Source organism: Bacillus sp. LLTC93 (assembly GCF_002993125.1).
In the GTDB taxonomy this organism is placed as follows: Bacteria; Bacillota; Bacilli; order Bacillales; family Bacillaceae; genus Bacillus; species Bacillus zhangzhouensis.
On sequence record NZ_PVME01000008.1, the window covers coordinates 15726 to 33528 of the forward strand.

General features: G+C 42.0%; 17 protein-coding genes. 3 read left to right on the forward strand and 14 right to left on the reverse strand.

Features of this window, described 5'->3' with window-relative positions; genetic code table 11:
* Positions 1-117: 117 nt before the first annotated feature.
* Positions 118-774: a type 1 glutamine amidotransferase domain-containing protein gene (locus C6W18_RS17370; RefSeq protein ID WP_105928377.1), complete on the reverse strand. Its 657-nt coding sequence runs from the start codon at positions 772-774 to the stop codon at positions 118-120.
* A 255-nt stretch (positions 775-1029) separates the two neighbouring features.
* Between C6W18_RS17370 and C6W18_RS20125 the strand changes: the two genes are divergently transcribed.
* A complete protein-coding gene (locus C6W18_RS20125; RefSeq protein WP_003214630.1) occupies positions 1030-1194 on the forward strand; it encodes a hypothetical protein in 165 nt (54 codons plus the stop codon).
* 35 nt (positions 1195-1229) lie between these two features.
* On the opposite strand, the gene C6W18_RS17375 is transcribed toward C6W18_RS20125, so the two are convergent.
* From C6W18_RS17375 to C6W18_RS17385, 3 genes are all read right to left on the reverse strand, one after another.
* A complete protein-coding gene (locus C6W18_RS17375) occupies positions 1230-1601 on the reverse strand; it encodes a DUF1304 domain-containing protein (protein ID WP_034324778.1) in 372 nt (123 codons plus the stop codon).
* Between the two features lie 5 nt (positions 1602-1606).
* The gene (locus tag C6W18_RS17380) at positions 1607-1861 is read right to left on the reverse strand and encodes an ORF6C domain-containing protein (RefSeq protein WP_105928378.1); all 255 of its coding nucleotides are present in this window, start codon (positions 1859-1861) and stop codon (positions 1607-1609) included.
* Between the two features lie 206 nt (positions 1862-2067).
* The gene (locus C6W18_RS17385; protein ID WP_105928379.1) at positions 2068-4449 is read right to left on the reverse strand and encodes an immune inhibitor A domain-containing protein; all 2382 of its coding nucleotides are present in this window, start codon (positions 4447-4449) and stop codon (positions 2068-2070) included.
* 927 nt (positions 4450-5376) lie between these two features.
* On the opposite strand from C6W18_RS17385, the gene C6W18_RS17390 reads away from it, so the two are divergent.
* Positions 5377-6315 (forward strand): MBL fold metallo-hydrolase, encoded by a 939-nt coding sequence (locus tag C6W18_RS17390; protein ID WP_105928380.1) that lies wholly within the window; start codon positions 5377-5379, stop codon positions 6313-6315.
* A gap of 267 nt (positions 6316-6582) precedes the next feature.
* On the opposite strand, the gene C6W18_RS17395 is transcribed toward C6W18_RS17390, so the two are convergent.
* The 8 genes from C6W18_RS17395 to C6W18_RS17430 all read right to left on the reverse strand — a co-directional run bounded on the left by C6W18_RS17395 (position 6583) and on the right by C6W18_RS17430 (position 13664).
* Positions 6583-6876 carry a putative quinol monooxygenase gene (locus tag C6W18_RS17395; RefSeq protein ID WP_105928381.1) on the reverse strand — a complete coding sequence of 98 codons (294 nt, stop codon included), beginning with the start codon at positions 6874-6876 and terminating at the stop codon, positions 6583-6585.
* A 25-nt stretch (positions 6877-6901) separates the two neighbouring features.
* Positions 6902-7540, reverse strand: coding sequence for a nitroreductase family protein (locus C6W18_RS17400; protein WP_105928382.1), 639 nt, complete (start codon positions 7538-7540; stop codon positions 6902-6904).
* A 13-nt stretch (positions 7541-7553) separates the two neighbouring features.
* Positions 7554-7997 carry a MarR family winged helix-turn-helix transcriptional regulator gene (locus tag C6W18_RS17405; RefSeq protein WP_078061755.1) on the reverse strand — a complete coding sequence of 148 codons (444 nt, stop codon included), beginning with the start codon at positions 7995-7997 and terminating at the stop codon, positions 7554-7556.
* A 354-nt stretch (positions 7998-8351) separates the two neighbouring features.
* Positions 8352-9653, reverse strand: a complete 1302-nt coding sequence (locus tag C6W18_RS17410) for a pyrimidine-nucleoside phosphorylase (RefSeq protein WP_105928383.1) — start codon at positions 9651-9653, stop codon at positions 8352-8354.
* A 25-nt stretch (positions 9654-9678) separates the two neighbouring features.
* Complete coding sequence (locus C6W18_RS17415; protein WP_034324762.1) at positions 9679-10860, reverse strand: NupC/NupG family nucleoside CNT transporter; 1182 nt, start codon at positions 10858-10860, stop codon at positions 9679-9681.
* A 166-nt stretch (positions 10861-11026) separates the two neighbouring features.
* The gene (gene deoC, locus C6W18_RS17420) at positions 11027-11698 is read right to left on the reverse strand and encodes a deoxyribose-phosphate aldolase (protein WP_105928384.1); all 672 of its coding nucleotides are present in this window, start codon (positions 11696-11698) and stop codon (positions 11027-11029) included.
* Between the two features lie 84 nt (positions 11699-11782).
* Positions 11783-12727, reverse strand: coding sequence for a DNA-binding transcriptional repressor DeoR (gene deoR, locus C6W18_RS17425; protein ID WP_105928385.1), 945 nt, complete (start codon positions 12725-12727; stop codon positions 11783-11785).
* Between the two features lie 61 nt (positions 12728-12788).
* Positions 12789-13664, reverse strand: a complete 876-nt coding sequence (locus C6W18_RS17430) for an aldose 1-epimerase family protein (protein WP_105928386.1) — start codon at positions 13662-13664, stop codon at positions 12789-12791.
* A gap of 226 nt (positions 13665-13890) precedes the next feature.
* On the opposite strand from C6W18_RS17430, the gene C6W18_RS17435 reads away from it, so the two are divergent.
* Positions 13891-15714, forward strand: coding sequence for an acyltransferase family protein (locus C6W18_RS17435; RefSeq protein ID WP_105928387.1), 1824 nt, complete (start codon positions 13891-13893; stop codon positions 15712-15714).
* Between the two features lie 227 nt (positions 15715-15941).
* Here C6W18_RS17435 and C6W18_RS17445 read toward each other — a convergent pair whose 3' ends face one another.
* Both C6W18_RS17445 and C6W18_RS17450 read right to left on the reverse strand, forming a co-directional pair.
* Positions 15942-17039 (reverse strand): saccharopine dehydrogenase family protein, encoded by a 1098-nt coding sequence (locus C6W18_RS17445; protein ID WP_105928389.1) that lies wholly within the window; start codon positions 17037-17039, stop codon positions 15942-15944.
* Positions 17036-17743, reverse strand: coding sequence for a class I SAM-dependent methyltransferase (locus C6W18_RS17450; RefSeq protein ID WP_105928390.1), 708 nt, complete (start codon positions 17741-17743; stop codon positions 17036-17038). Before C6W18_RS17450 ends, C6W18_RS17445 begins: the two co-directional genes overlap by 4 nt.
* Positions 17744-17803: the final 60 nt, after the last annotated feature.

The window sequence follows — 17803 nt, forward strand, 5'->3', positions numbered from 1 at the left end:
TGGGTTTTTTACCCTGTGATCATTTTACCATTTTTCCAATACTTGTTTTGGTCTTTTTCAGGAAATTTTTATAACAAAAAAACCAGCCGTATGAGTCACGACTGGATTTTTGACGATTTATGCAATGGTTTTGACAAATAAGCGTGCTGTTTCTGCACTTGATCCTGGGTTTTGTCCAGTAATGATTTGTCCATCTACAACAGCAAATGGCGCAAAGGCATCTCCTTTTTCAAACACTGCTCCTTGCTCACGAAGCTTTGTTTCCAATAAAAATGGAACCTTTGATGTCAGCTGAACGGCATCCTCTTCCTCGTTCGTGAACCCTGTTATTTTTTTGCCTTCGATAAATGATTTTCCATCTCGATCATTCACATCAACAAATGCTGAAACGCCGTGGCAAACAGCTCCGACAGCACCATTTTTTTCTGAAATTGCTAAGATCGCATCGGCTACCAGTTGATTGGATGCAAAGTCGATCATTGGGCCATGTCCTCCCGCAAAGAAGATCCCATCATAGTCAGCTGGATTCACATCTGTTAGCGCCTTTGTATCTTGAAGTAATTCATACACATCCTGATATTGCGCTGGAACACCTTCAGGAATTGAATTTTTATCTATTGGTACAGTTCCACCTTGAATGGAGACAATTTGTACATCTAGTTCATTTTCTTTAAAGATGTGAAAAGGCTCCGCCAATTCTTCTAGCCATAGGCCTGTTGGGTGTCCGTTCATTTCCGGGCTACTTGTCGATACTAATAAAACTTTCTTACTCAATTTGATCATCCTTTCGATTCTTCATGTGGTCATTTTATATTTTGCACAATTAAATATCAAGCAATTAGACTTCAATGCAACTCTTTATGGTATACCCGATTTTCTAAAAAATATGGCATCACTTCAAATCTAATCATTATGTCACATTCTATCGGTAGGGAATTTCATGTAAAATTGTCATTGAGTGATATAATATGAGGAAAGATTGACAGACCTCTCGTGCTGGAGGGGACTTTTTAAAGGAGTGGAAAAGAGATGAAAACCTATTCGATTGTGATGATCATCATCACGCTCTGTATCATATTGGCGGTCTTCTTGATGAACCTAACAGGGGTCATGTACGGAAAAATCATTTTGGCTGTTGCCGTTGCTCTTTGTTTGACATCCATTATTCGTTTGATGGGTCTTCGAAAAAGATAAAAGCTGCCCTTTTATCGGGGCAGCTTTATTTAAGATTACATAGCCAGCATAAGCGCAATTAATGCGAGCAAGGCTGGTATTCCTTGTTTGATGATAATGGATTTATTGGATGTCACACCGCCAAATACTGCTGCGATGATCACACAAAGAATGAAAAATAGCTGAATCATATAACCAACGGTATTTGATCCGAGAATGAGCCCCCAAACGAGACCTGCAGCTAGAAACCCGTTATAAAGCCCTTGATTGGCAAACATCACTTTCACATTTGGATCTTTTTGTAAGTGTTCAGGCAGTCGGAAAGATCTTTTAGCCATCTTTGATTCCATAAAAAACATTTCTAATAACATGATGACAATGTGTTCTAACGCGACAATTCCTACTAAAATCATTGCTAAAATATTCAATTTAGTTAATTCCTTTCTGATAGACGATCACGAATCTCTATTTTGTCCGTGTATAAATCAAAGTCTTGTATTAATTCTAGCGCTTCAGTAAACCGACTTTGTGGAATGTCTCTCATTTTCCTTACACCGAATTCCTTTTTAATAAAAGCCATGATGGTATTGATATGAAGCTTACCGTGGCCATCATACTCCAAATGGCTGCAAAAAGTCTGCATCGTCCCTCGAATCACCTTTAATTGCTTGTCAGTGACACAACTCATTGGTAACGCTCATCCTTTCCTGTTTTTTAACAGCTAAAAAGAACCGTGAATGAAAGAAAAACCTTCCAGTCTCTATTATATAATGGTTTCATTCGGATATCAAAATAAAAAAGAACAGACATTCGATCAAAAAACGATCATATGATAAAAATCCTTGTCTCAACACATCAAAAAGCCGGATTCAATGGTAGAATCCGGCTTTCTGTTTAGTTACTTTTAGAAATTAATACCTTTCCAACAGAACGATCCTTACTTTGTCCAACGACTTTAAAGGATAGACCATATGTCGGCACATCGCGTCCTGCGTCTGGGTTATTTGGATTCACATAATTCTTTTGATCACTAAATGTACGAGTCGGACGAATATAGCGATCTTCCAAGGTTAAGCCTGTTGTCGCTGTATAATCAATATTCAGCTTCGTACTTGGATTCAAAGAAAATGCTGCATCATGTACTTGGAATCCTGTGGCCGCAACAGAGCCGTCACTCCATTTTAATACTTGCTGATCCGCATCTACGACACCAAGGAAGCCGTTTCCTGGGTGCTTCCCTACCCAGTTATCACTATAAGATTGATCGACATACCACACGACCAAACCGTTATTATAGCTCATCAGACTTGCCCCACGTTTGATATGCTTTAAGCCTTTATCGACATCAGCATAAGAGCGCCACTCTAGTAAATAGTATTGCGCTGCATATTGTTTTCCGTTAGATTGAGAGAATCCATTGAAGGTAAAAGTGGACGTTCCCTCAGCATCATCAGACCATACCTTCGTTCCATCTGCTGTTACGTTTAGATCATCTACGAACAAGCCTGGTAGCGAATAGCCTGCATCGGTTGTGTATCGGAATTGCAGATCGATTTTCTTCCCTGCATAATCAGAAAGATCAAAGGTTGCATCTACCCAGCCGTCTGATTTTCCGTCGATGCCATTGCCTTCGTTAGCACCTGCTTCATTTCGATCATTCGTGATGTTACCAGCAATGGTTTTCCATTGATCGGTCCCAGTCTCACGAACTTCTACATACGCATAATCATAATCTTCTTCGATATCGTACCATGTTTTAAATGTAAGCTCTGCTTTGCTTCCTTTTGACAAATCAATACCTGTTGTCGTCATGGTTGCATTCAAATTGTCACCCGTCCCACTGAAGTACGCGTATTTTCCTTGAGCAGGCTTTGTGACCACAATCTCTTTATCTGGTAAATCGACTCGAACAGCATCATGGTTGGTTCCTTTTGTTGCTGCTTCATCAATTAATACTGTTTTGCTTTTCTTTAATGCTTTACCATCAATGGTTTGTCCTGAAAGCCAGTTGCCACCATGCAGGTTTTGAAGCATTTCTTTTGCATATGGACTAAAGCCTGTTGGTTCCGTACCAGGTACTTTACCTGCCCAGCTCCCACTTGACATGATAGACCAGTAAGAAACGGGCTCTCCTTTACCTGTGTATTGTGTATCGTACTCATCAGGAAGACCAAGATCATGCCCGAATTCATGTGTGAAAACGCCTGCTGCGCCATCTTCAGGCTCAATGGTGTAATCTAATGCGCCTAATTTTCCGTCTTGACCCGCTTCAGATTCAGTATTCGGAATTTCAAATACATCACCAAGTGACCAGCGGTGCGACCAAATGGCGTCAGAGCCTAGCTGTCCGCCGCCTGCTTCTTCACCTACGCCAGCGTGAACGACCATGAGATGGTCAATGATGCCGTCTGGCTCGTTATAAACGCCGTCTCCATCAATATCATAGCGGTCCCATTGATCATATTCACCGAGGTCAATATTCGGATCTTTTGCGGCTGCTTCAAGGGCTTCTTTCACCAATTCACGCGGTTTACCGTCACTGCCTGATTCGTCTGGTACGTTTCCACCGTAATAAGCTGCTTCATGCTTAGCTGTATACCATCCTGCAACTGTTCCACTGATTGTGTAACTACCGCCGGACTGCTTTTCATAATATTGTTTCATGGATACTTTGCGTTTACCATCTGGACCGATGTAGCCATTTTTTCCGAAAAGCATATCTTGATAGTGCTGTTGATCGTACTTGTCATAGTACATATCAGTCTCTTCTTTTTTAATACTATTATGCTTATAATCTTTAAAATCTACTAATAAAACCAACACTTTATCATTGCGAACGTCGCCTTTATACTTTTCCTTTGTGACTGGCTTTACTTGATTGCCTTCTTTTCCTTTATGCTGCTTCAACTTTTTCTTTTTGGCTAGTTTGTTATGTACTTCTTGTTTGTATTCTTTTAGGAATTCAGGCTCTTCTGTTAAGGTGCTGGCACTTTGTTTCATGGCAGCTTCTTCTTTTTTCTTTAAATAGTTCTTTAATGCTTTTTGGGTTTCTGCTTCATTGGCATTCTTTTTGATCTTTCCTTGTTTTTTCAAGGCTTTGATGAGACGGTCTTCATTCACAACACTTGCATCGAATGGAATACCTGAATAATGACCGCCGTCTGAGGACGTTGACTTTTCTGTGTTGTGGGCAGATAGAGGGGTGCTGAAAGCTGTCAATGTGCCTAAACCGAGGACAGCTGTTAGTGCTATGCTCGTCCATTTCCCTTTTTTCATATTGGTTCCTCCCTAATTTGGTAATAAATAATATCTAATTCTAGCATATTCCAATATACTTAAGTCGAAAAACATTTTATTTTCAGAAATTTTGTGGAAAATGCACAATACGGGAATGAAATGGCCGAAACCAGGTGTCGAAAATAAAAGAATCCAGGGCGATGAACGGGGGTCTGACACCCGTTTTTGATACAGGGATCAAAACACCTTAATGAAACAGCCCGTTGCCAAAACTCTTTCGGTGACTTTCTAATTTCAAACTGGAGTCGAAGGTTTCAATCGAGGCATTATCAGCGGGCATACCCTTATGGGACATGCTTATGATCATGCCTTTTTCCTTAATATCGTTTTGATCAGCATATGAAGTGAGATTGCTCCTTGAACACTATGAAGGATGCAGCCTCCTGACAATTGCCTGTATAGCTGATTCAAAGTATCTAGAACAGGAGAAACGTCTTGTTTATCAACAATCGTTTAAGTGACTAAACCTTTTATGGTGGGTAGATAAAGCATTTTTTGACCAAATAACAAATACGTAATATCAGTCACTCATTTTAATGGCTTTGTCGTAGAAGAATCCCGTTTCAATTGATTTTCTGCATGTAAAACGGATCGTTAAAAAGGCATATTAGGGTGAATTGTGTTGAAACTCTCATATTTATTTCTATTGACATCAACCAAAAGGTGTAACTATAATGGTTACATCTCATCTATGTGTAACCGGGTTCGTTACATCTTTTTTTAGGCTATCCAGCATGATTCAACTATTCACTTTGTTTCGGGGAGGTTAATGATTGAACAATATCCAATGAATTCGCTAAAGAAATATTTATTTATGTATTGGCTACACTCATACATAAGACCTGTGTTTTTAGTCATTAATAACATATAGGGTCTTCGTAAAAAATGAAAAAGGAGAATCATCTAATGTTTAAATTAAAATCAGTCATAGGATTTACTTTAGGTCTTTGTTTCGTGTTATTGCTAAGCGCATGTGCTAGCAATGAAGATACAAAAAATACAGCAACCGATAACAAAAACACAGCGGACAAACAAGCTGTAAATCTTAAAATCACACCGTTCAACCCTGGTGATAAAGGAGTTTTTGCTGTCACTTCTAGCTTGATTGAAGGACCGAAAGAAGTCATTCTTGTCGATGCCCAATTTGAAAAGGATAATGCAGAGAAGTTAGTAAAAATGATTCGCGATACAGGAAAGAAACTGACAACTGTTTATGTCAGTCATAAAGACCCAGATTATTACTTTGGTCTCTCTGCTATTCGTGAAGCATTCCCTGATGTGAAAATTGTGGCAACGCCTGAAACTGTGAAGGGGATTAAAAAAACGATTCAGGCCAAAAATGATTACTGGAATCCAATATTGAAGAAAAATGCACCAACAGCACAGATTATTCCAGATGTTTTAAAGGGAGATAAACTGACAGTTGATGGAAAAAACATCAACATCATTGGACTTGACGGACCAGATCCATCTCACACTTTTCTATGGGTTCCATCAAAAAAGACAGTTCTAGGTGGAGTACCTGTTTATGAGAATGAATATGTTTGGACAGCAGACAATCAATCTCAAAAAAGTCGTGATCAATGGCGTGAAATTCTAAATCATATTCTTGATCTGAAGCCAGAACGTGTGATTCCAGGTCATTATCTAGGTAAGAGTGCTGAAGATACATCAGCAGTTGTGTTTACCCGTGATTATATTGCAAAATTTGAAGCAGCAGCTAAGAAGGCAGACAATTCCGCTCAATTGATTGCTGAAATGAAGAAAGAGTATCCGAACTTTACGAACACTGGAGACTTAGAATTGAGTGCTAAAGTCATGAAAGGCGAACAACAGTGGCCGTGATATCATTAATATGATTGACCATTCAGTGTGTTCTCATTTTAGATGGGAGCACTCTGAATGATTAGATGAAATATTTTGCCTTGATTATTTCACCTCCTAAATTGATTTCATCTTCACTTCAATTGAATAACTAACTCTTGAACCCATAGAAAAACACCTTCAAATTGATTTCAGGTACTCTATACCTAATTTTCAACTTAAAGGTGTTTTTTATTTGTCTCACTTTATAGGGTCCAGTCCTGAACGCCTAGGGTGTTTATTGTTATTCTATGAAAGCTGCTCACCATGAAATGCAACTACATCAAGTGGAGCGGCTAAAAATTCTTTTGCCTTCGCTACGAAAGCTTGGAAATGTGCACTTGCATTATGGCTCTGAACCGCTGCTTCATCTTTCCACACTTCCACCATTAAAAAGGTATTTTCTTTTTCCGTATCCTTGAACAGTTTGTAGGATACGTTGCCTTCTTCAGCCTGTGAAGCTTTCATTAATCCGTTGATTTCTTCTAAAAATACGTTTTCTTTTTCTGGATGAATGGTCATCCCTGCATGAATAATAATCATGTGATCGTCTCCTTTTTAAAAGATATTATTTCCACTCTGCAATACGATCGATCGGTAAGCGGTAAGATGCATAGCCTTCGTCAACCGCTTTCCCAATGGATAGAAGCATCACTGGTACATAACGTTCTTTATCCCAGCCAAACGTTTCAGCGATGACGTCTTTGTCATATCCGCCAATTGGGTTTGTGTCATAACCGTGCGCACGTGCAGCAAGCATGAGCTGCATAGACACAATTCCACCGTCAATTAAGATCGTTTCACGATTCACTTGCTCTGGAAGAGCGTCAAAATGTGCAGTTAATGCAGCAACTTGTCTTTCTTTCACTTCTTGTGGCATGTAGCCATTCTCTACCGCTTTTGAATAAATTTCTTCTAAGTATTCATTGTTTTTCATATCTGCAAATACAGCAATAACAGCTGCTGATGTTGACACTTGTGTTTGGTTGAATTTTGCTAGTGGTGCCAGCTTTTCTTTTCCTTCTGGGCTGTCAATGACCATGAAGCGCCAAGGCTGTGCATTCACTGATGATGGTGCAGTTGTTGCCTCTTCTAAAATCTCTGTCATTTCTTCTTTGCTAATTTTCACAGCTGGATCATAGTTACGAATAGAGCGGCGCCCTTTCATAATTTCCATAAAATCGTTTGTTTTTAATGTTGTAGCCATGTGTAACACTCCTTTAGGTTGTTTGAATCTTTTCGATGTTTTGTTGTATACGGATGAGCACATCAGTGAGAAGCTTTCGTTCTTCATCACTTACGTTTTCAAGCATTTCTGAGATAAATCGTTCTTTTTCTTTTTTAGAAGCTTCGATTCTTGTTCTGCCTTCCTCTGTCAGACGGACAAGCGTGACTCGATTATCTTCCGGCTTTCTTCTGCGCGTGACCATTCCTTTTGCTTCTAGCTGTTTTAAGTGACGCGTCACAGCCGCACTATCAATATTTACTTTTTTCTGTAAATCTGATTGGCTGATTTCATCGGCTTGAAATAACAGTGATAGCAACTCCAGTCTTGATTGGCTGATGCCCGTGCATGCTTCGAACTTCACACCCATCATACGGTTCACGCACTGCAAACGATATAATATCTCTGCTTCTTCAGAGCAAAATGCAGTCAATGCCATCCCCTCATTTCTATTCAGATCAATTAGTTGATATATCAATCATTGACTCATCAACTAATATACACCCGTTGTTTGATGATTGCAAGAGGTTTGTTTCATAAAGTGAAATTTTTTATCTCAATAGAAAAAGACGAGCTGCACACGCCCGCCTTATGTTCATGTTGTCGATGTTGGCCCTGCATAGTAACTAATGATTCCAATGATCATCAATACAGCAAAAATGAAGAGAATCAGTTTGAGCATTCTCATGGATTATCCCCTCCCACCTTTCTAACTTACCATATATCGGGGATTCACCCCCTAAATTTTACATAAAAAAAGACAAAAGCGATCAATCACTTTTGTCCTTTATCTTTATTCTGTAATTACAGTGTGAATTAAAGTTGGTGCATCGGCATGATCTGCAATGCGGATGTTGTCATAAATTTTCTCCATGACATTCGAAACATCTTCACGATTCGCATGCAGTGTCACGAGTGAATCACCCTTTTCTACACGATCGCCCACTTTTTTGTTCAACATGATGCCGACAGATAGGTCGATATCGTCCTCTTTTGTTGCACGTCCTGCACCTAGGATCATCGCTGCAACACCGATTTCGTCTGCGACGATTTCAGCGACCACACCGGATTCTTTGGCAGGTACTTCGATTTGGTAAGGTGCTTGTGGAAGTTTTTCAGGCTGATCCACAATTGAGCTGTCTCCACCTTGGTTTTCTAAGAATTCCTTGAATTTCTCTAGTGCTTTGCCGTTTTTCATCACTTCAATCAGCTTTTCTCTTGCTTCATCAAGTGTGTTTGCTTTTTTCGCAAGAACGACCATTTGACTTCCTAGTGTGAGCACAAGCTCGTTTAAGTCTTCAGGACCTTCGCCTCGAAGTGTGTCGATGGCTTCTTTCACTTCTAAAGCATTTCCAATCGCTAATCCTAGCGGCTGAGACATGTCAGAGATGACAGCCATTGTTTGTCTTCCAACGTTGTTCCCGATGCGAACCATTGCTTTTGCAAGCTTCTCAGAGTCTTCAGGTGTTTTCATGAAAGCACCTGCACCTGTTTTCACGTCTAGTACGATTGCATCTGCACCAGCAGCGATTTTCTTACTCATAATTGAGCTTGCAATGAGTGGAATCGAGTTAACGGTTCCTGTCACATCACGAAGGGCATAAAGTTTTTTATCAGCCGGCGTGAGGTTGCCAGATTGCCCAATGACCGCTACTTTATGACGGTTCACCAGCTCAATGAACTCGTCTTTTGTAATTTCTACGTGGAAGCCTTTCACAGCTTCAAGCTTGTCCACTGTTCCACCTGTATGCCCAAGGCCGCGCCCTGACATTTTCGCAACAGGTACATCAAGTGCTGCAACAAGCGGAGCGAGTACAAGAGTTGTTGTATCGCCTACGCCGCCTGTTGAGTGCTTATCGACTTTAATGCCGTCAATGGCAGACAGGTCAATCGTATCCCCTGAGTTCGCCATAGCGAGGGTTAAGTCTGCACGTTCTTGATCCGTCATATCTTGGAAGAAAATTGCCATAGCCAAGGCACTTGCTTGGTAGTCAGGAATTGCTCCGTCCGTATATCCTTTGACAAAGAAAGAAATTTCCTCTGAAGATAATTCTTTTCCGTCGCGTTTTTTCGCAATGATATCTACCATTCTCATTGTTCTCACCATTCCTTTTTTAAAATTAGTAAATCAAACCGACAACGCCTGCTGTTAAGAAGCTGACGAGTGTTGCACCGAATAACAGCTTTAATCCAAAGCGTGCGACAACGTTTCCTTGTTTTTCGTTTAAGCCTTTAACTGCTCCAGCAATGATACCGATAGAGGAGAAGTTCGCAAATGACACAAGGAATACAGAGATGATGGCTTCTGTACGAGCAGTGAAATGTAGGCCGTCTCCAGATAGTGCTAGCATCGCCACAAATTCGTTGGACACCATTTTGGTTGCCATAATACTTCCTGCTTGTACCGCTTCGCTCCAAGGTACACCGACTAGGAACGCAAATGGAGCAAAAACATATCCAAGTACATCTTGGAAAGAAACGCCGATGACCGCTGTGAAGATTCCATTAATCATCGCAATTAGCGCAACGAATCCAATCAGCATCGCAGCGACAACAATTGCTACTTTGAAACCATCCATAATATATTCGCCAAGCATTTCAAAGAAGGATTGCTTTTCTTCTTCTACAATTTCAATCATGTCTTCGTCCTTAGCCACTTCATAAGGATTGATGATAGACGCAATTATAAATCCACCAAATAGGTTCAGCACGAGTGCTGTGACAACATACTCTGGTTTAATCATTTGCATGTATGCACCGACAATGGACATCGATACAGTTGACATCGCAGATGCACACAATGTATAAAGACGCTGCTGAGGTAATAATCCGAGCTGTTTCTTAATGGAAATAAAGACTTCTGATTGACCTAAAATCGCAGACGCTACTGCGTTGTAGGATTCTAGTTTCCCCATTCCATTTACTTTACTAAGCAAATACCCGATTCCGCGTACGATAAGCGGGAGAATACGCCAATGCTGCAAGATACCGATCAAGGCAGAAATAAAGACAATCGGCAGCAAGACGTTGATGAAGAAAGTTGACGCATTATCATTCATTAACCCGCCAAATACGAAGTTGATTCCTTCACCGGCATAGCCTAGAAGCATTTGGAATCCCTTTGCAAAACCCCCAACCAGGAAGTTTCCAACACCTGTATTAAGCAGAATATAACCTAAAATAAATTGCAGTACAATCATGACAATGACTGGACGGAACTTCACTCGTTTTTTCCCGTTACTAGCCAGCCATGCAATGGCGAGAATCACCAGCAAACCGATGATACCAATCACGTATTTCATGTTTTTCCTCCTCGAATGAATTCGTTTACATTAATGCGATTGTATAGAACAAACCCTATTGCGCAAACAAAACGCGGAAGGAATTCCCAAAAATGAGGTCCTTCCGCATATGACTTTTTCATCATTTAATCGTCATGAATGTTATCCTACCATAGGATCGTATGAATTAATAGTCTTTCGAAGGAGCTGATTGATCCCCTTTAATAATGGAAACGCCTGCACTTGCACCAATACGGGTAGCGCCTGCAGCTAGCAATGCCTCAACATCTTCTTTAGTTCTGACGCCGCCTGATGCTTTCACACCGATGTCAGGTCCTACTGTTTTACGCATCAATGCGATGTCCTCAGCGGTTGCACCGCCTGTACTAAATCCAGTTGATGTTTTCACAAAATCAGCGCCAGCTTTCACAGAAAGCTCACAAGCTTTCACTTTCTCTTCGTCTGTGAGTAAACACGCTTCAATGATGACTTTCACAAGTGCCTTACCTTTCGCCGCGTCTACCACTGCACGGATATCTTGTTCAACCACATCATATTCGCCGTCTTTCAGTGCCGCAATATTGATGACCGTATCCACTTCTGTTGCTCCGTTTTCAATCGCATCCTTTGTTTCGAATGCCTTGACCGCCGTTGTATTTGCGCCTAACGGGAAACCGATGACAGTACATACATCAACGCCTGTTCCTGCTAATTCTTTCGCTGCAAGTGACACCCAAGTTGGATTGACACAAACGGATGCAAATTGATGAGTCTTTGCTTCTTCAAGTAACTGCATGATTGCAGCTTTCGATGTATCTGGTTTTAGTGCTGTATGATCAATGAGCTTTGCTATCGTCATGCTTCACACTTCCTTTTAATTATGATACTTTCATCATATATGACGGATGAACAATTGTAAACACCCTTATGAAATTTTGTTCATCTATTTTGTGACATGTAAAAGAACTCTTGCTGTGTGCTGATCAATGATCAATACGTTCGCATATTTCCCTCTAAGTGCCCCGTGGATTGAAGCAACCTTGCGATGTCCGCCAGCGACAAGAATAGATCGTTCTTTTGTTCTTAAATCATAAAGCTCCACGCCGATTGTGCGATTGTTAATCGCTTCACTGCAAATGCGTCCTTCTTGATCATAAAAACGCGAACAGATATCTCCGACACTGGATTCCTTAAGCAGCGCCTTTTCTTCTTCACGGAAATAACCAAGCCTAAACAAAAGTGCCTCATCTCTTACCGTCCCCACAGTAAACACAGCGATGTTCGCCTGTTTGCCCATTTCAATGATCCGCTGAATATGTCTGTCCTGTTCGACCATCTCTTTAACGGCTGCACTATCAAACACAACAGGAAGCGGCAAATAGCGTGGTGCGGTTTGAAAGGCCTCCGCAAACAACTGGATGGTTTCCGCAGAATATGTATTCACATGTGAATGACTGATCCCACCCTTCAGCTGGACAACCTCTACACCTTTTACCTGTTTAGGTTGCATCTTTTGTGCAATTTGATACATCGTGGTTCCCCAGCTCACACCAACAATATCACCGTCTTTTACCGTGTCTTGCAAGTAATCTGCACCAAATTGGCTCAGGTAATCAGTGATGGTTGGATAGTCGTCCTTTGGTGAAAACACCACATGAGCTTCGAGCAAGTCATATTTTTCCTTGAGCAATGAAGACAGCTCATTTAAATCCTCAAACGGGTCCATCACCGTAATTTGGACGTACCCTTTTTCCTTCGCATATTGAAGTAGCCGAGACACAGTCGGCCTAGACAGGTCAAGCTGTTTGGCGATTTCCTGCTGGCTGTAATCAGATAAGTAATACAGCCTTGCCGCTTCAATACTTAGTTGCTGTTTCTCCCGATCCATTTGTACGCCTCCTTTTTTTCTTCTATCATAACAAATTGTTCACCTGATCATGCACAAATGTTCATTTGAAGAAAATAGTATAGTCGGCACGGAAGGTCTCATTCTTCTCTAAAGTTTGAATGCCGAATTTCTCTTTGTACTGCCCACTTGCCCCTTCCATATCTGCGATGCCATACCAAGGCTCAATACAAACAAAAGGAGCCATCGTTCCCTTTTCTTGATTATAAGGAGACCAAATGCCAACGAACGGAAAACCCGTGAGGTCGATCTCAATCCCGTGGCCTGACTGGGAAAACAACGACACTCGATTGATATGACTAAAGATCATCGCATCATGCTGAAAAAGCTCTGGTCGAAGCTGAATCGGCTCAAGCTGAACGTCTTTTTCCTTCTCCCTTACAAGTGAATTCCGCAGTTCATATTGGACAGGCTGATGTTCATCAGAAGCTTTAAGTGTCAGCGTATAATCCTTTGTCTGCTCTCCTTCGACTAGCGGGACCTTGAATGCTGGATGTCCACCAATGGAGAAATACATTGTGTCCTCTCCGTCATAATCAATTTCCCAGGAAATCGTCAGCCCATTTTCCGATAGTGCATAACGAATGCGGGCTGTAAATTCATAAGGATATTGCTCAACGTGGCGACCATTTGATTGATATTGAAAAGCCACCTTATCTTTCGCTTCTTCAGATAAATCAAAATCAACATCACGCAGAAATCCATGCTGCGTGAGCTCATAGATTTGAGCACCTATCTTGTATTGATCATCCTTTAATCGTCCAACAATCGGAAATAAGACGGGCGACACCCTGCCCCAATAAGCGGGATCACCAGACCACATATAGTGACGCCCGCTTTCCTTATGAAGCACCTCCCTGACCTCGGCACCCCTCTCAGTGATCTGAACCAATAGCTGATCATTTTCAATCGTTCTCATTCAACACATCCCCTTTCCTTCTTCTTTTATTATGACAGGGATTTTGGTTTTGAGTATTCCCAATCCATTCATTCTTTCTTCATATAAAAAAATTTTAAAAAAGACAGAAATTCGCCAACAAAATGTGATGCTGATTCGTCTAATCTTATATAAAATAAAAGAATCGTTGTTCTTTTGAAGTAACAATAAATAAGAAGCGTTCGACATTGATGGGGGATTCATTTTCATGAACAGCAAGGAAAACCGTTTACGTTATATATTAGGATTAGATGGGCTGCGAGCCGTTGCCGTATTGGCGGTCATTGCTTATCACTTACATATCGGACCCGCAAGCGGCGGGTTTCTTGGCGTTGATTTGTTTTTTGTGATTTCTGGTTACTTGATTACGACGATCTTGTTACATAAGCAAGATTTGGGGTATCAAGAGCTTTTACCATTTTGGATGGGACGGATCAGAAGACTTCTTCCAGCGGCTTACGTGATGATTTTTTTAACCGTCAGCTGGTGCGCGATTGCGGGTTCAAACGCATTATTGTCCATTCGTGGCGATGCCATATCGTCCTTTTTTTATGTAAGTAACTGGTGGTACATTTTCCATCAACTGTCTTATTTTGATAGTTTCAATGCCGTATCTCCACTGAAAAATTTGTGGTCTTTGGCGATAGAAGAGCAATTTTATATTATATGGCCGGTGCTGTTGATTGCTGGACTGAAATGGATGAAAAATAGAGCCCACCTCCCCATGATCACCTTTGGCCTTGCACTCGTCTCCGCCTTATGGATGGCGATTCTCTATTCACCGGATACCGATCCAAGCAGGGTTTATTACGGAACAGACACTCGTGCATTTGCGCTCCTGATTGGATGCAGTCTTGCATTTGTATGGCCGATGCAAAGACTGTCCAGCAAAAAATTACTTCCTGTCGGCAGACGTATTTTACATATCGCTGGATTTGGTTCGTTTGCGATTTTCCTCCTATGTGTTTATGCAGTGGACGAATTTGACAGCTTTCTCTACCAGGGCGGAATGCTTTTATTCTGTCTTAATGCAGCAATCTTAATTGCATGCGTATGCCACCCTGCAAGTCTCGTAGGGAAATGGCTGTCCTTTAAACCCCTTGTCTGGCTTGGGAAGCGGTCTTATGGTATTTACCTGTGGCATTATCCTATCATCGTGCTGACCACACCGGTCATTGAAATTGGACAGCCTTCCATGGGGCCTGTCACTTTACAGCTCATGGCGATTCTACTGATTGCAGAGGCTTCCTATCGTTGGATCGAACAGCCAATTCGGCAGCTTGGATTCAGGCAATATTTTGCCTCTTGGTCTATTTGGAAAAAGGGAGTCAAACAATGGTCTATGTCCAATAAAGTGTTTCTTGGGATCGCCGCAGCACTCTTGATTTTGTTTACGATTGGCATGTCTAGCTCGTCTCATACTTCTCCACATGCCAAGGAAGTGACACAAATTAAGACGGCACCAAAAAAAGCAGGAGACCCTCCTGAATCAAAAGCGAAGAACAAGAAAGAAAAACACGAAAAAAAAGCAGCAGACCATAAACAATTTCACCAAGTTCTTGCCATTGGTGATTCCGTCATGTTAGATATTGCTCCCAATCTCGAAAAGGTATATGAACAAATTACCATTGATGCGAAGGTTGGCAGACAAATGAACGAAGCCATTAGTATCGCCCCTCAATATGCTTCATTTAATCAGGTTGATGCCGCCGTTATTATTGAGCTTGGCACAAATGGTTATTTTACTGAGGGTACTTTGACATCACTCATTCAACATTTTTCAAAAGCACACATTTTCCTTGTGAACACGAGAGTTCCAAGGTCTTGGGAAAATGATGTGAATGCAGTGATCCAGCGAGTGGCCGATCAACATCGCAATGTCACCTTGGTCGATTGGCATTCAGCCGCTACAGGACAGCCAGCCTATTTCCAGCCAGATGGTGTCCATCTTTCAACAAAAGGATCTGACACATTGACACAGCTCATTACAGCAAGCATCAAGAAAAAAGGAGATGTGTTGTCATCATCATAAAAAGACTAGCATGACGCTAGTCTTCCAGATTGTTGACAAAGGGCTAAAATGATCTTTATTTTAGCCCTTTGTCTTCTTTTCAGCGTGATTGAAAACCTTTGAAGTCTAGGAAGGACGAGCACTGGAGCGGAGCGAATTTGACATTCGTGAGCACCGGCGCGCAGGACTGACACCGAATGCGAGGGTTTGTCTACACGCTGAAAGACTAGCATAACGCTAGTCTTCTTTTATGCCGTCAAAAGGCTGGCTCTAATCGCTAACGCCCGCTCTTCCTTCGTTTTTTGATCGACCAAAGCGAAATCACCGTTCGCATACGTTAGTGAAAATAATTCTTCAATATGAAAAACACCTGCTTGAAATCGTCTGTTCAATAAATGCAAGGCCGTGGCACAGGCGACTTGAGCTGTTGCCTGAGACTCATCGTGTCCTTTAATTCCAAGCGTTGAATGATGAATCTTTTTCCCATCCGTCCCTTTCGCCTCCACTTTGACCGCATATTGATCTGTCCCCATTTGAGAGGATTGAATCAATGCGATGGCTCGTTCCTTGATCTTCGGTAAGGTGAGAAATGACGTCATTCCAAGACTCCTCGTGAAAGCCAATGCGCGCGTTGCCACGCGGGAATCGAAACAAAGCCTTGTCGTTACAGAAGGTACGTGAAGCGTTGAAGGCAATGTCTGCTGATCAGAGAAGGGGAATCGATAGGCATACCGCTTTCCAAGTTTTCCACCAAAGTCTACCTGTTTCCCTCCAGTAAAACTTTTGACTCTTTTCCGCTGACGATGCTCGGTGAGCTCATAGTCAGTATGAACATGATCAAGGGTCCATTCAATGGCGGCTTTTCCATGCTGATCGCCCATCCCAAGCATAATGCTAATATCCATTTGGTCCACTGAAGCGAGCGTAGATGCCGCTTTCGCTGCTAATAAATTCGTAAGACCAGGCGCAAGCCCTACACTGAGCAAAGCAGTTGCACCCATGTGCTGCTGATCTAGCTTTGCCACCTGCTCCATATATGCACCCTTTGCCGAAATATCGAGATAATCGATCCCTGACCGCAAACACGCTTCAGCAAATGACGTGTCGTCCTGATCAAGACACATGATCACCAGCTTCGTTTCATCCATCCAGTCCGAATTTAACGGCTTTTTGACATCTATTTGATAAGGACGAACCCGCCCTTTTGTCTTGCGTGAAAATTGTTCAGCCTTCTCATAGCTCCGGCCTGCCGCAAAAACTTGCCCAGGGTACACTTCACTCAACTGAAGACATATTTGCTGTCCGACATGTCCATAGCCGCCAATCACCATCACCTGTGATCTCATCTCTCATCCGCCTCTCTACGACCTTGCTTGCAAACAAGTCCTTTGATCATTCCTGCCTGAAAATAAGGTCTGATGTCTTCAAATCCCGCTTTGATTAAATGTCCCCTCATCTCTTTCTCAGACACAGGGTGCGTCGTGTCTCCCAGCCTTTCTTTAAAGGAAGTAAACACTTCTTTTTCCAGGCCTTGACGCTGCATAAATAAGGAAAGCATATGAAGCTCCTTCTCAAATGCGTGAGACTTCATATCTCCTTGAATAAATGCCACCACAAGCGGCGCCTCTGGTTGAAGCCGGCGGGCAATCTCCTGTAAAAAGGGCAGCCGATCTTTTACAAAATGAATCACAAGCATGCTCACCGCTGCATCATACACAGTTTCAGCCGACACCTTGTCTAATGCGGTCTCATGCCAAGTGACGCGTTCCTCCATATGAAGCTGTGCAACCCGTCGTTTGGCCATATCAAGCATGGATGGAGATGGGTCAACCCCTGTGATTTGCCAATCTTCTTTTCTTTGGAGCATGTTAATGATCTCTTCTCCCCCACCCGCTCCGACAGTCAGAATGCGAGAGGCCGCTCCCTTTAATTCGGTTTCTAATACATCGACTGTCAGCTCATGCAAGAGATGATAGCCAGGTACTTTATGTGCAATCGTTGCTGCGTATGATTCAGCAACGTGATCGTGCCAATGCTGGTTTACTTTCATGTGCTTCTCCTCCAGTTCCTTTCCGCTTTACATGGTTTCCTGTACACTGATGGTATGACA